Annotated in this window: 13 protein-coding genes; 7 read left to right on the top strand and 6 right to left on the bottom strand. The window is 58.3% G+C overall.

The window, feature by feature from the left end; all coding sequences use genetic code 11:
• The first annotated feature begins 71 nt into the window (after positions 1–71).
• From QMP16_RS00295 to QMP16_RS00265, 7 genes are all read left to right on the top strand, one after another.
• Positions 72–1,088 (top strand): Gfo/Idh/MocA family protein, encoded by a 1,017-nt coding sequence (locus QMP16_RS00295; RefSeq protein ID WP_282150793.1) that lies wholly within the window; start codon positions 72–74, stop codon positions 1,086–1,088.
• Entirely contained in the window at positions 1,085–2,086 is a 1,002-nt protein-coding gene (locus QMP16_RS00290; protein ID WP_282150792.1) for a Gfo/Idh/MocA family protein, read from the top strand. Before QMP16_RS00295 ends, QMP16_RS00290 begins: the two co-directional genes overlap by 4 nt.
• Entirely contained in the window at positions 2,083–3,135 is a 1,053-nt protein-coding gene (locus QMP16_RS00285; protein ID WP_282150791.1) for a Gfo/Idh/MocA family protein, read from the top strand. The genes QMP16_RS00290 and QMP16_RS00285 overlap by 4 nt, the downstream gene beginning before the upstream one ends.
• A complete protein-coding gene (uxuA, locus tag QMP16_RS00280) occupies positions 3,132–4,313 on the top strand; it encodes a mannonate dehydratase (RefSeq protein ID WP_282150790.1) in 1,182 nt (393 codons plus the stop codon). Before QMP16_RS00285 ends, uxuA begins: the two co-directional genes overlap by 4 nt.
• Before the next feature lie 222 nt (positions 4,314–4,535).
• Positions 4,536–5,426, top strand: a complete 891-nt coding sequence (locus QMP16_RS00275; protein WP_282150789.1) for an NAD(P)-dependent oxidoreductase — start codon at positions 4,536–4,538, stop codon at positions 5,424–5,426.
• 12 nt (positions 5,427–5,438) lie between these two features.
• A complete protein-coding gene (locus QMP16_RS00270) occupies positions 5,439–6,302 on the top strand; it encodes a sugar phosphate isomerase/epimerase family protein (protein WP_282150788.1) in 864 nt (287 codons plus the stop codon).
• A 112-nt stretch (positions 6,303–6,414) separates the two neighbouring features.
• Positions 6,415–6,834, top strand: coding sequence for a secondary thiamine-phosphate synthase enzyme YjbQ (locus QMP16_RS00265; RefSeq protein WP_282150787.1), 420 nt, complete (start codon positions 6,415–6,417; stop codon positions 6,832–6,834).
• Between the two features lie 30 nt (positions 6,835–6,864).
• Here the strand turns inward: QMP16_RS00265 and QMP16_RS00260 are convergent, their stop codons facing one another.
• The 6 genes from QMP16_RS00260 to QMP16_RS00235 are packed head-to-tail and all read right to left on the bottom strand — an operon-like array spanning position 6,865 to position 13,265.
• The gene (locus QMP16_RS00260; RefSeq protein WP_282150786.1) at positions 6,865–7,635 is read right to left on the bottom strand and encodes an SDR family oxidoreductase; all 771 of its coding nucleotides are present in this window, start codon (positions 7,633–7,635) and stop codon (positions 6,865–6,867) included.
• Positions 7,632–8,672 (bottom strand): zinc-dependent alcohol dehydrogenase, encoded by a 1,041-nt coding sequence (locus QMP16_RS00255; RefSeq protein WP_282150785.1) that lies wholly within the window; start codon positions 8,670–8,672, stop codon positions 7,632–7,634. The genes QMP16_RS00260 and QMP16_RS00255 overlap by 4 nt, the downstream gene beginning before the upstream one ends.
• A complete protein-coding gene (locus QMP16_RS00250; protein ID WP_282150784.1) occupies positions 8,669–9,769 on the bottom strand; it encodes a mandelate racemase/muconate lactonizing enzyme family protein in 1,101 nt (366 codons plus the stop codon). The genes QMP16_RS00255 and QMP16_RS00250 overlap by 4 nt, the downstream gene beginning before the upstream one ends.
• Positions 9,766–10,764, bottom strand: a complete 999-nt coding sequence (locus QMP16_RS00245; protein WP_282150783.1) for an ABC transporter permease — start codon at positions 10,762–10,764, stop codon at positions 9,766–9,768. Before QMP16_RS00245 ends, QMP16_RS00250 begins: the two co-directional genes overlap by 4 nt.
• A 3-nt stretch (positions 10,765–10,767) precedes the next feature.
• Positions 10,768–11,745, bottom strand: coding sequence for an ABC transporter permease (locus QMP16_RS00240; RefSeq protein ID WP_282150782.1), 978 nt, complete (start codon positions 11,743–11,745; stop codon positions 10,768–10,770).
• Entirely contained in the window at positions 11,730–13,265 is a 1,536-nt protein-coding gene (locus QMP16_RS00235) for a sugar ABC transporter ATP-binding protein (protein WP_282150781.1), read from the bottom strand. The genes QMP16_RS00240 and QMP16_RS00235 overlap by 16 nt, the downstream gene beginning before the upstream one ends.
• Positions 13,266–13,312: the final 47 nt, after the last annotated feature.

Below are 13,312 nucleotides of genomic sequence, written 5' to 3'. Positions count from 1 at the left end.
TAACACATTTTTTTATAGTTGCATCTTTGCCGTTCGAACACGCAGACTGACCGTGTGATCCGGGGGAATGAATGAAAATTGCGCTGATTGGTTTGGGGATGGTTTCGGGCACGCATGTAGCGGCCATTCGGGCATCGGATCAAGGCCTCAGTCTTGCCGGCGTCCTTGGGCGCAATCCTGAAAAAGCAGCTGAGGTCGCGCAGCGAAACGACACCCGGGCATTCAGCTCGGTCGAGGAAATCGCAAACGACCCAAACGTCGACTTTGCGATCATCGCAACACCGCCCGATCAACGCACAGAGTTGGTGCGGGTTCTGTCGACTGCGTCGAAACCGATCTTGATGGAAAAACCCATCGAGAGAACGCTGCGCGCCGCGACAGCCATTGTCGAACAGTGCGAACTGTCTGGCGTGCCGCTTGGCATCGTTTTTCAGCACCGCGCCCGCGCCGCCTCGCAGGCGCTAAAATCAGCCATTGAACGGGGTGAGCTTGGCGCGATCGTCACGGTGGAGATCCGTGTCCCCTGGTGGCGCGATCAGAGCTACTATGACGAGCCGGGTCGCGGCACTTATGCACGCGACGGAGGCGGTGTCATGATCTCGCAGGCAATCCACACGCTTGACCTTGCGATGTGGCTGCTGAGGCCGATCTCGGACATTCAGGCCATGATGAGAAAAACTCCGTTACACGATCTCGAGGCCGAGGATTGGGCAGGAGCAATCTTTGAAATGGATAACGGCGCGGTAGGAACGTTGATGGCAACTACTGCCGAATATCCTGGGGCCGCTGAATCTATCACGATCCAGGGCACGCGCGCCAAAGCGCATCTGGAGTCAGGTGTCCTAACCTTGACCACTTTCGATGGTCGGAAATCCACGGTTGGCGAAACGTCCGCCACAGGCGGAGGGGCCGATCCCATGGCATTCACCCATGAATGGCACCAGACGGTTATCGAGGATTTCGCCAAGGCCGTCGCCGGTGGAACGCGGCCGCTGGCCACCGGACGCAGTGCCCTTTTGACCCACGCCGTCATAGACGCGATGCAGATTGCCAATCAAACCGGCCAGAAATCACGAGTCGCCTCATGAGCCTGACCTGCGTCGCCCTAGGCCTGGACCACCGCCATATCTATGGCATGACGGAAAACATGCGTAAAATCGGCGTGGACTGCGTTGGCTACTGGACACAAGGCGATCCGGAAACGCTGCCGGGTTACGTCAAATGGTTTCCCGAAATTCCGCGGCTGGCCCGATTGGAAGACGCTCTAACCTGCGGGGCGGATCTAGCGCTGATTTCCGCAATTCCGGCAGATAGGGCCGCGTTGACGATCCGCGCTATGCAGAACGGCATGGATGTCATGAGCGACAAGCCGGGCTGCACGACGTTCGAGCAATTCGACCAGATCAAGCGAACGGTCGTGGACACCGGTCGAATCTGGTCCGTGAATTTTTCCGAACGATTTGAAACGCCGGTCAGCACCAGGGCGACCGAGTTGGTCGAGGCCGGTGCCATAGGGCGAGTGATCCAAACGGTCGGACTTGGCCCGCACCGATTGAATCGGGCAACCCGGCCGGAGTGGTTTTTTAAGCGTGACCGCTATGGCGGCATTCTGACCGACATTGCCTCGCATCAGATCGATCAGTTCTTGCATTACACAGGTTCGGAAACCGCGGAAATCACAAACGCTTTCGTGGCGAACTACGCAAACCCCAAAGATCCCGGTTTGCAGGATTTCGGAGAGCTCAATCTGCGCAGCGAGAATGGTACCGGGTACATCCGGGTTGACTGGTTTACGCCGGATGCCCTGCCAAACTGGGGGGATGGTCGCCTAACGATCCTTGGCACAGATGGATATATCGAGATACGGAAATACGTTGATGTGGGTGGAGCCTCGGGAACAGACCATCTAATCCTCGTCAACGGCGAAGCCTGCCAAAAGATCGACGCAACCGACGCCGGCCTTCCCTACTTTTCGCGCCTCGCCGATGACATCCGCAACCGGACCGAAACCGCAATGACGCAGACCCACTGCTTTACGGTCATGGAACTGGCGCTGCGCGCGCAGGAATTGGCGGAACGCAGATGATCAATGTAGCGATCCTTGGCGCAGGTATCGGTGAGCAGCATCTGAACGCGCTGGAACGGCTTGGTCGCACCTTCCAGGTAGCCGCCGTTGTCGACCAGAATACGGATCGGATCGAACAGATCCGACAGAACTCGGATTTTCGAGCACTGAGCAACATTCAGGACGCGCTGGATGATCCGACGATAGATGTCATCGACATCTGTCTGCCGCCCCATCTGCATGTACCGACCACCCTTGCGGCACTGGCCGCAGGAAAACACGTCGTCTGCGAAAAACCTCTTGCGACCTCGATGCAGGATGTGGATCGGATCACGGCAGCCGCACGCAGCGCGGGCAGGCAGGTGTTTCCGGTCTTTCAATACCGGTGGGGCTCGTCACTGGCACAATTGCGCCATTTGCAGCGCGCAGGCCTGACCGGAGCCGTCCAAACCGCCGCGCTGGAAACCCATTGGTCCCGAGGGGCAGACTACTATGCGGTGCCTTGGAGGGGAACATGGGCCGGTGAACGCGGCGGCGCAGTGCTGGGCCATGCGATCCACAACCATGATCTGCTGACTCATATCGCGGGTGATATCGCTTGGGTGTCTGCGATGGTCACAACGCGGGTCAACCCGATCGAGACCGAAGACTGCGCCGCAATCTGCTTTGGCATGACTTCCGGAGCATTGTGCACAAGCAGCATCTCCCTGGGCGCCGCCACCGACGAAACCCGCCTGCGGTTCGTCTTTGAAAAACTGACCGCTACTTCTGGCACGGAACCCTATGCCCCGGGTCAATCGCCTTGGACATTCGCCGCGCGGGAATCGGTGGATCAAGTCGCCGTCGACAACGCTCTTGCAGTCGCCGCGGTCGAGCCAACGGGGTTCGAAGGGTTCTTTACCGAAGTAGGCAAGGCTCTGCGGTTCGAGGCAAACTCGGCCGTTACGCTGCAGGACGGTGCTGCGTCCATCGGGCTCGTGACGGCGGTTTACCACGCGGCTCGCACCAGGCAGCGCGTTGCCCTTCCAATCAGGCCCGATCACCCGCTGTATGAAGGATGGCTGCCATGAAACAATGCTGGCGTTGGTTCGGCCCCGATGATCCGATCGTCCTGGCCGATCTCCATCAAATCGGGGTTCAGGGTATTGTAACTGCACTGCATCACATCCTGCCGGGAAAACCCTGGGACGAACCGAGCATCGCCGATCGGCAGGCAGTGCTGGCCGCTGCCGGGTACAGTTGGGACGCTGTCGAAAGCCTGCCTGTCTCCGAGGCGATCAAGACGCAGTCCGCAGACATGACCGAGCATCTGCAGGCGTATAAGTCCAGCCTCAGGGGCCTGTCCGCCCGTGGCGATAAAGTCGTTTGCTACAACTTCATGCCAATCCTGGATTGGACGCGCACCGCCCTTCGCGCCCCGCAGCCGCATGGCGGAACGGCAATGCTGTTTGACCTGACCGATTTTGCTGCTTTCGACATACATATTCTCGAACGTCCGGGCGCGTCCGAAAACTATTCCAGCGTCGTCCAGCAAGCGGCCAAGGATCGCTTCTCGCGCATGTCAGATGAGTCCAAGGCCCAGTTGCAGCATAATGTCACTGCGGGGCTGCCCGGCGCCAACGATCAGTGGAGCGTGCAGGACGTGCGCGCTTTGTTGCGGACTTATGCTCACATAGACCGTGACCGGCTTCGCGCAAACCTGATCGACTTCTTGTTTGAGGTCGCCCCAGTGGCCCAAGAACTGGAATTGCGCTTGTGCTGTCATCCAGATGATCCGCCGTTCTCGCTGCTCGGTCTGCCACGGATCATGTCCAACGCCAATGACTACGGCGCCGTTCTGGATGCGGTTGATTTGTTGGCGAACGGCGCAACGTTGTGTACCGGATCGCTGGGAGTGTCCCCCGAATTCGATGGGCCGGATTTTGTGCGTAGGCATGGCGACCGGATTCACTTTGTTCACTTGCGGAATACCCGACGCATCGCGGGGTCAGACAGTCAGAAGCCGGACTTCTTTGAGGCCACGCATCTGGAAGGCGACACCGATATGGTAAGCACCATTCGCGGACTGATGAACGAACAGCGCCGACGCAAATCCCAAGGGCGGGGCGACTGGCAAATTCCGATGCGGCCCGACCACGGACAAGAACTGCTGAGCGATCTGGGCGGACAAAGCACTCCCGGCTATCCGCTGATTGGACGAATGCGCGGGCTGGCGGAACTGCGCGGCATCATGGCGGCGTTCTCGTAACGCGTCGGGACAGGCGGTTTCTTTCCGCTGCGACACTTCTTTGCTTGCCTGACCGCAGCATTCTTCGTTTACTTACGGCACGTAAACGGGCAGCGGGGTGTCTTCCGGACTCGCCCGACGTCTGTTCAAGACGCGTGAAACTCCCGCGAAAACCGATGCAATTGAGCATCATTTTTCGAAACGTCTGCCAAACCAAAATGGCGGAAAACGGGAGGATTCCAAATGAAAACAGCAGGCGTAATCGGTCTTGGCGACATGGGCAGCGGCATTGCCAAAAACCTGATCAAGAATGGCTTTGAAACATCCGGTTTCGACCTGAGCGAGACACGCATGATGGCATTTGCCGACATGGGCGGCCGGCCCAAGGACAGCGTGGGGCAAGTCGGTCGTCACGCCGCCACTGTGTTTGTCATGGTGATGAACGGAGATCAGGCCCGCGATGTCATCTTGGGTGAAAACGGGCTGGTTCCGAACATGGCGAAAGGCGGAACGGTCATCCTGTCGGCGACCATTACCCCGGCCGAAGCCCACGCCATCGGGCTGGATATGGAGGGCACGGGCATCCACCTAATAGACACCCCTGTCTCGGGTGGGTTCCCCGGCGCGCAGAACGCCACATTGACGATGATGGCTGCCGGTGCTGCGGATGTGCTGGACCGAAATGCCGAAGTCATGCAGGCAGTGTCGGCAACCATTCATCGGGTCGGAGAAAACGCCGGCGACGGGCAAACCGTGAAAGCCTGCCTGCAATCTCTGATCGGATCGATCTTTTCCGCCACATTCGAGGCTGCGGCCCTGGCGGCCAAAGCCGGTGTCAGCGGTCAGGCATTACTCGATGTGTTCTCCTCATCCAGCGCGGGGTGCGGCGTCGTGAATACCGCCCTTGAAAACATCATTGATCGCAATTTCGTGGCCACCGGTAGTCATATCGCAACCATGCATAAGGACCTGACTATCTCACTGGCACTGGCCGGTTCGTTGGGCGTTCCAATGCACACAGCGTCATCCGCAATGCAGATCTTTCACGCAGGAAAAACCAAATACCCGAACGGCGACAACTGGGTGTGTACTCGCGTCATCGAAGAGATCGTTGGCGCAGAATTGCATCGCTGAGGGGGGACGAACATGAAACTAGGTGTGATTTGCGACGGCATTTCCCGCGACCTGCGGCATGCCGTGGACGTAATGGACGAATTCGGTCTGGACTATGCAGAGCTTCAGTTCGTTGGCGATACGGAGGTCGGGGACCATTCCCCGCAGGAAATTGCCGAGATCGACGCGCTTTTGCGCGACCGGGGCAAGCTTGTGTCGTGTCTGTCTCGCCATATCTTTGCGGGGATGACAGCTGCCAACAGGCCCGGCGACAACCTGCACACTCGGCACATGGACGCCTTGAAACGCGTGATCGACATGGCGCATGTTGTTGGGTCTCCGCTGGTTCGGATCATGACGCAACGAAAAGAGCAGATACTCTGGGGAAAAAACGGCGCCGAGAAGTGGAACGTGGCGCATGGGGTATGGGACACGATGCCGCCTCTGATCGCGCCGGCGGTTGAACTAGCAAGAGCTGAGGGGGTGACGCTTGTCGTGGAAACCGGAAACGGCACGCTGGTCAATTCCAACTATACAGCCCGAAAGCTGATTGACGAGTTGGATGCAAAAGACACTTTGAAAGTGCTGTGGGACCCCGGAAACAACTGCTGGTGCCATGAACTGGCATACCCGAACGGTTATGAAGAACTACGTGGCGGCTACTTGGGTCACATTCACATCAAGGACGTAAAGGTCGACACGCCGCGGGCAACGCTGGAAGTGCGCCGCATGGGGGAAGGTCAGCTTGCGCCTCTGTTCCAACCCATCGCGGGCGCGCTCAGATCCGACGGCTATGATCGCGTCATTTCTTTCGAAAGCGTTTATCACCCCGGCAACGGGAACTTCGAAGATGGTTTTCGTCAGTGTGTGGACAGGTTCAAAAGCCTGTTTGCATAGACGTACAGTCAATATGCGTTCAAAATCAAAATTTTGATCCCCATTGCTGAATGCCAAGTGGGATGTAGAAAGCTGGGCGCGTTCGCGTGAAATCAAGGAAAGGGCCTGCTGGATGAATCAAGAGTTTTTCGAGCTGTCAATTGAAACGCCGAGCAAATCCCTCATCGACATCAGCGGGATCGTTCAGCGTGCGGTGTCCGAACACGAATTTGTCTCGGGCCTGCTAACCCTTTGGTGCGTCCACACGGGTGCCGCGCTGATGGTGCAGGCCAATGCCGATCCCGAGGTGCTTAAGGATATCGAGACGTTCTTCGAGGAACTCGTACCCAAGTCACCAGGCAAGTATCACCACCGCCCGACCGAGGACGACAACGCTCCATCGCATCTGAGGGCGCTGTTGACGCAAACTCAGGTATCGATCCCGGTCGAACAGGGGCAGCTTCAATTGGGCCGCGTGCAAAGCCTGTACCTGTTCGAACATCGCGAGGCACCTAAAACTCGCCGATTGAAGGTGCACTACATCGGGACTTGATGCTTTGGGTCACATGGAGCGTTGGCAGTGCTATCGCCCCATCCAGCCCCCGTCGACGACAAGGATTTCACCGTTGACGTAGTCCGACGCCGCAGAACCCAGAAAGACCACCGGTCCGGCAAAATCACCAGGCGTACCCCAGCGGCCCTGGGGTGTTCGTTCCAGGATCGCCTTCGACCGGACCGGGTCATCCTGCAGGGCTTGGGTATTGTCGGTCGCGATGTAGCCGGGGGCGATCGCATTCACGTTCACGCCCTGCCCAGCCCATTCGTTGGCCAAGGCCTTAGTCAGCTGACCAATCCCACCTTTCGAGGCCGCGTAGCCCGGCACGGTGATGCCACCCTGAAATGTCAGCAGTGATGCGGTGAAGATGATCTTTCCCGAGCCGCGCGCCAGCATGTCCTTGCCGATCTCTCGGGACAGAACGAACTGCGAGGACAGGTTCACCTCGATCACTTCGTCCCACCAGTCGTCCGGGTGTTCAGCGGCGGGTTTTCGTTTGATCGTGCCGGCATTGTTGACAAGGATATCAGGAGGTTGTCCGTCGGTCCTCAACTGATCAATGAACGCATGCAGCGCAGCGCGATCCGAGAAGTCGCATTGGTAAGCCCGGAAGCTGCGTCCCATCGCCGTCACGGCTTTTTCGACATCCGACCCGGACAACTCGAGCGAGGCCGACACTCCGATGATATCAGCTCCGGCCGATGCCAATGCCTCGGCCATGCCGCGCCCGATGCCGCGCTTGCACCCGGTCACAAGCGCTGTCTTCCCCGTCAGGTCGAAACTTTGCAAAACACTCATGAACGCGGTCCTACTTCGATCAGGCTTTTCATTGCGGTTGGGCTGCGATCCAGTGCTTCGAACGCAGCCTGAATGCCTGACAGAGGGCTGACGTCGGTAATCACAACATCCGCGTCCACTCCGCCCGAGGCGACAACTGCGATCGCCTTCTCGTAATCCTCCGGCTCATAGACCCGAGCACCGATCAGTTGCAGCTCTCGCCAGAAGAACTGGAACAGGTCTATCTGGGGCTTTTGAGCATGGATCGCGACCATCACGATCCGGGCCCGAGTCGCGGCAACTGCGGTCATCGCATCAACTCCGGGCTGCGTTCCCGACACCTCGAAAACCACATCTGCGCCTTTGTCGCCCGTGCGCGCGTTGATTGTGGACACCGGGTCGGTTTCGATTGGGTTTATCGTGTCAAAGCCAAGTTTTTCAGCAACCGCAAGACGGTTCGGATTCACTTCGGAAATCACGACATTTCCACCCGCATCCCGCGCAACCATGGCAACCAGGATGCCGATCGGGCCGCCGCCGATGACGACAACGTCTTCGCCAGGTTGCAGGTCAGACAATCGCACATCGTGGCAGGCAACGGCGACCGGCTCGATCAGCGCCGCGTGATCCATGCGCAAGTCATCCGGCAGAATGTGCAACGTATGGGCCGGAACGGTCCAGATCTCTTGCATGGCGCCATCGGTGTCGAGGCCGAGAAATTTGAGGTTTTGACAAATATGCTGATGCCCCCGTTTGCAAGCTGGGCATTCTCCGCAGTGATCAAGCGGTCGGACAACAACGTTCTGGCCGGGTTCGACTGTGTTGACGCCCTCGCCCACCGCGTCGACGACACCTGACATCTCATGTCCAATCACCCGATTCAGGCCGACACGGGCATCCATGTTGCCGTGGTAGACGTGCATATCCGTCCCGCAAATCCCACAATAGGCAACGCGAACGGCAGCCTCGCCGGGGCCCGGATCCGTCGCTTGGGCTTGCTCTACAGCAAAGCTCTTGTTGCCCCTATAGTATGCCGCACAGATCGTCTCGGTTGTCATGTATGCATCTCCATGTGTTCCGCATTCAGTTTGTCCCAGTCGAATTCCACTCCGGTTCCCGGTGTATCCGGGGCCACGGCCATACAGTCTTCCACAACAAGCGGACGGGTCGTGTACTGATCTATCGGGAATGAGTGTACTTCTAGCCACCCTGCGTTGGGTTGCGCGGCAACAAGGCTGACGTGCAGCTCCTGCATCCCATGACTGCAAACCGGAATGTCGTGCTGTGCGCTTATCGCGGCCACGCGCAGCCACCCGGTGATCCCACCGCAGTTGGAGGCATCGGGCTGGATGAAACTCAAATTCGCGTCATCAAAGGCGTATTCGAATTCGTGTATGGTGTGCAGGTTTTCACCCATGGCAAGGGGAACGCCCGTCGCTTCGACAATTCGGCCATAACCTTTGTAGTCGTCTGGAATAGTCGGTTCCTCGAACCACAGAATGTCGCAATCGGCGAACCCTCTGGCAGCCACGATGGCCTGTTCGACACTCATAGAGTAATTCGCATCGACCATGAAGAACCGGTCCGGCCCCAGCATCTCGCGCACTGCCCGGGCACGTGCAAGATCGTCGGCCAGATCCGGTTGCCCAACCTTGATCTTGACCGCGTTGAACCCACGCGCAAGGTAGCCTTCGGTCTGCCGCAGCAGTTTCTCCAACGAGAAATTCAGGTCGATCCCGCCGGCATAGGCCTTGCACCGTTTGGACGCTCCACCAGCCATTTGCCACAGTGGTGCATTCTGCGTTCTGCCACGAATGTCCCAAAGGGCAATATCCACGGCCGAGATAGCGAACGAGGCGATCCCGCCCCGTGCAACGTAGTGCACATGCCACTGCATGGCATCGTACAGGCTTTCGATCTGTTCGGCGTCTTGCTCAACCAGGAACGGCGCTAGGTCATGCTGGATCATCGCCAGAATGGCATGACCGCCCTTGCCGCCCGTATAGGTATACCCAACCCCCTCAACCCCATCCGTCGTTTGAATGGTGACGGTGATCAATTGAAAGAACGTGTGATCCCCATGTTTGGCATCGACCAGGACTTCGGCGAGCGGGACGTTGAACAGCCGCGCTGAAACACTTTCTATGCGATTCACGAACCCAAGACCTTCTGCTGCCTGGCAATAACCCGAGACTGTAAAAGGATGACCGCAAAAAGAAAGCCTCCACGTATGACCATCTGCCAATAGGCGCTGAAACTGATGGTGCCCTGACCGTTTTCAAAGTTCAGAACGTTGAACACCAGACCCAGCAAAAGCGCTCCGGCCACGGTCGCAGGGATCGACCCCATCCCACCTGTCAACAAGGTGCCGCCCACAACGACGGACGCGATGGCCGACAATTCCCATCCGATGCCCTCAAGGGGTTGTCCGGCTCCAAAACCCGAGGCCAGAAAGACGCCAGCCAGCCCTGCGCAGCCTCCCGAAAGCAGGTAGACGAAAGCCTTGGCGCGATTGACTTTCAGGCCCATTAGGTTCGAGGCATCCTCGCTGCCCCCGATCGCCAAGACGGTCCGCCCGATGGTTGTCCTTTCCAGCACCAGCCAAAGTACCAGCGTCAATCCGGCTACGATGACGATTGCCCAAGGAAACAGGCCAAACGCCTGCCCCATGCCAAGCTTGGTGAAGTTCGACCCCCAATCGACCGAAATTGTCTGGGCGCCCGAAATCACCAATGCGCCGCCTTTGGCGGCCAGCATGGTTGCCAGTGTGGCGATGAAGGGCGGGATCCGAAGGATGATTATGCAAAAGGCGTTGATCGCTCCGAAGCCAACGCCGGCAAGAACGGCCCCCGGCAGCGCAATCTGAATCCCGTAGGGGCTGAGATAGGCCGCAACAACCGACGTAAAGGCCGCCACGGATCCGACCGACAAATCAATCCCGCCGGTCATGATCACGAAGCACATGCCCAGCGCGATCGCAATGAACATCGCGTTGTAATTCAGGAAAGACGAGAAATTGTAGGCGCTTCCAAAGTTGTCATAGCGCATCAGCCCAAACAGGATCAAAGTCAGCAGTGCGATCCACACCGTCACCGAAGCCGAATTGCGCCGAAGGTATTTTCGCAGGTCAAAAGCCGTTTCATCCAACACCAATCATGCCCTCCGGAATTGCTGGACCCAAACGGCCAGGATAATGATGACGGCTTTGGCGATTAGTGCAACTTCGTCCTCTACTCCGTTGGCCAACAACGTATATTTGACCAATTGAATGATGACGGCTCCCAGTATGGCACCAAAGATCGGCGCCCGCCCGCCTTGCAAAAGAGCCCCGCCAACAACCGCGGCCGCGATGGCATCAAGCTCCATAAGATTGCCGTTGCGCGCCGCGTCCGAAGCCGAGTTGATAGCAACGACGATCAGCCCCGCCAGACCCGCAAGCACGGCGCAGATGACATAGGCCCCAATCTTGACCCGCCGGACGGGACCGCCCGACAGATAGGCCGCGCGTTCATTGCCGCCGATGGCCAGCAGGTAACGACCCCAAGTGGTTCTGGTGATAACCCAAAACAGAACACAGGCAATGACCAGCGCCAGCCACCCTTGGAACGGCAAGCCAAGCACTTTGCCGGTTCCAAAATAACTGAATGAAGGGTTGGAAAACGTCTGCAGGTTCCCGTTCGTCAAGACTTGGGCAATACCGCGACCCGAGATAAAGAGAATGAGCGTCGCAATAATGGGTTGCACATTCAACACGGCAACCATCACACCGTTGAACACCCCGCATAGCCCGGCGATAAACAGCGGTAGGACAATGGCCAAAGTGACGCCCAGCATCGGATAGGCATCGCCCAGATCCGACAGGAAAATCAGCGGAGCAACTGCCCCCGCCAGTGCCATGACCGCACCGACCGAAAGATCGATACCACCCGTGGCGATCACCAGCGTCATGCCCATGGCCACGATGGCGATCGTGGCAACCTGGCTGATATTCACGAACAATGTTTGCAGTTGCAGGAAATTGGGGGTGAAAAACGCGTTGAACACCAATAAGGCGACCAACGCGGCGATGCCGCCGTGAAAGCGGAGGGGCATTGAGGCGACCCGTTGCGGCAACTTCATTGCTCGGTCCATGAACCAGATCCTCCTTCATGATGCGCAAGCGCGCGCACCAGTATGTTCTCGGTAATCCCGGGGTTGGTCAGTTCCTTGACCGAGCGCCCCTCGTGCATGACCACGATGCGGTCGGCGCCTTCTACCAGTTCTTCGAATTCTGAACTGATGAGGACCACGCCAAACCCCTTCTCGACGTAAGACCGAATGAACGATTGGATCTCTCGCTTGGCGCCGACATCCACGCCTCGGGTCGGCTCATCGAGTATCAGGATGTCGGGCTGCGTCGCCAGCCAACGGGCAAGCAGCACCTTCTGCTGGTTGCCGCCGGACAACTCGCGAATGGGTTGGTCCATATGCGCCGCCTTGATACCCAGACCCTCGATGAAGGTCTGAACGATCTCGCGCTCGCGGGCAAAGTCGATTTGGCCACGGCTGGCTAGTTTCGGCAGCAGGGCCAGCGTCATATTCTCACGCACGGACATGTCTGGAACGATCCCTTCGGCTTTGCGATCTTCGGTCAGAAAGCCAACCCCGTTTGCGATCGCGTCACCCGGTCCGGAGGGTTGCTTTATCGCGCCGTGCAACTCGATTGCGCCGCTGCGGGCCCCGTCCACTCCGAACAAAGCGCGCGCCGCCTCGGTCCGGCCAGAGCCAAGCAACCCGCCCAGCCCAACGATTTCCCCGCGGTGGAGCGTGAGGTCAAAATGCGTCAGTCGCGGGCCTGTAGAAACAGAGTCCGCTTGCAAAACGATATCGCCTTTCTTAGCTTTGGCACCTGCAAAGTCCGTGAGTCCGTCTGCCGCGATCTCATCCATGTTGCGGCCCAGCATGTCCGCGATCATTTCCAGTTTGGTCGTGTTCTGGACGTTGCGCGTGCTGACGGTGCGCCCGTCTCGCATCGTTGTGACCCGATCGCAGATCTGGAACAGCTCATCGAGGAAATGCGAGACATACAGAACTGAAACGCCCTGTTTCTTCAACTCGCGCACCACACCGAACAGAACCTCGACTTCGCTGGCATCCAGCGACGACGTGGGCTCGTCCATGATGACAAGTTTCGCGTCCAGCGAAACGGCCCGCGCAATCGCAACCAACTGCTGGATCGCTGTCGAGAAATTTCCCAGCGGCTCGGTCACGTCGATATCTATACCAAAGCGCGCAAGAACCTCGCGTGCGCGCTTGTTGCCCTCGCGCCAGTCGACCAGAAAGCCGAGACGTTTGGGCTCGTACCCCATGATGATGTTCTCGGTCACTGACCGCAGCGGTACCAGATTGAGTTCTTGATAGATCGTGGCAATTCCGGATTCCTGCGCTTCGCGCGGGGTGCAAATGCGACTTGGTCCACCCGCCAGATGGACGTTGCCAGCATCTCGATCGTAAACTCCGGTCAGAACCTTGATCATCGTTGATTTGCCGGCACCGTTCTGGCCGATCAGCGCATGAACCTCGCCAGGTGCGATCTCCAGCCCGGCCTGGCTCAGTGCCGGTACACCGGCAAAGGATTTTTCAATTCCCGACATCGAGACGAGCGCATTCATGAGATGTCTTCCTCCGATTGCTTGCAGGCGGCGCCGACCACAAGCCA

The sequence above is a fragment of the Ruegeria atlantica genome (genome assembly GCF_947495585.1).
Classification (GTDB): Bacteria; Pseudomonadota; Alphaproteobacteria; order Rhodobacterales; family Rhodobacteraceae; genus Ruegeria; species Ruegeria atlantica_G.
This window is presented reverse-complemented; position numbering and strand designations above follow the sequence as displayed.

Excerpts from the sequence above, each read along its gene's own strand:
- QMP16_RS00295 (WP_282150793.1), top strand. The coding sequence starts at position 72 with ATGAAAATTGCGCTGATTGGTTTGGGGATGGTTTCGGGCACGCATGTA.
- QMP16_RS00290 (WP_282150792.1), top strand. The coding sequence starts at position 1,085 with ATGAGCCTGACCTGCGTCGCCCTAGGCCTGGACCACCGCCATATCTAT.
- QMP16_RS00285 (WP_282150791.1), top strand. The coding sequence starts at position 2,083 with ATGATCAATGTAGCGATCCTTGGCGCAGGTATCGGTGAGCAGCATCTG.
- uxuA (WP_282150790.1), top strand. The coding sequence starts at position 3,132 with ATGAAACAATGCTGGCGTTGGTTCGGCCCCGATGATCCGATCGTCCTG.
- QMP16_RS00275 (WP_282150789.1), top strand. The coding sequence starts at position 4,536 with ATGAAAACAGCAGGCGTAATCGGTCTTGGCGACATGGGCAGCGGCATT.
- QMP16_RS00270 (WP_282150788.1), top strand. The coding sequence starts at position 5,439 with ATGAAACTAGGTGTGATTTGCGACGGCATTTCCCGCGACCTGCGGCAT.
- QMP16_RS00265 (WP_282150787.1), top strand. The coding sequence starts at position 6,415 with ATGAATCAAGAGTTTTTCGAGCTGTCAATTGAAACGCCGAGCAAATCC.
- QMP16_RS00260 (WP_282150786.1), bottom strand. The coding sequence starts at position 7,635 with ATGAGTGTTTTGCAAAGTTTCGACCTGACGGGGAAGACAGCGCTTGTG.
- QMP16_RS00255 (WP_282150785.1), bottom strand. The coding sequence starts at position 8,672 with ATGACAACCGAGACGATCTGTGCGGCATACTATAGGGGCAACAAGAGC.
- QMP16_RS00240 (WP_282150782.1), bottom strand. The coding sequence starts at position 11,745 with ATGGACCGAGCAATGAAGTTGCCGCAACGGGTCGCCTCAATGCCCCTC.
- QMP16_RS00235 (WP_282150781.1), bottom strand. The coding sequence starts at position 13,265 with ATGAATGCGCTCGTCTCGATGTCGGGAATTGAAAAATCCTTTGCCGGT.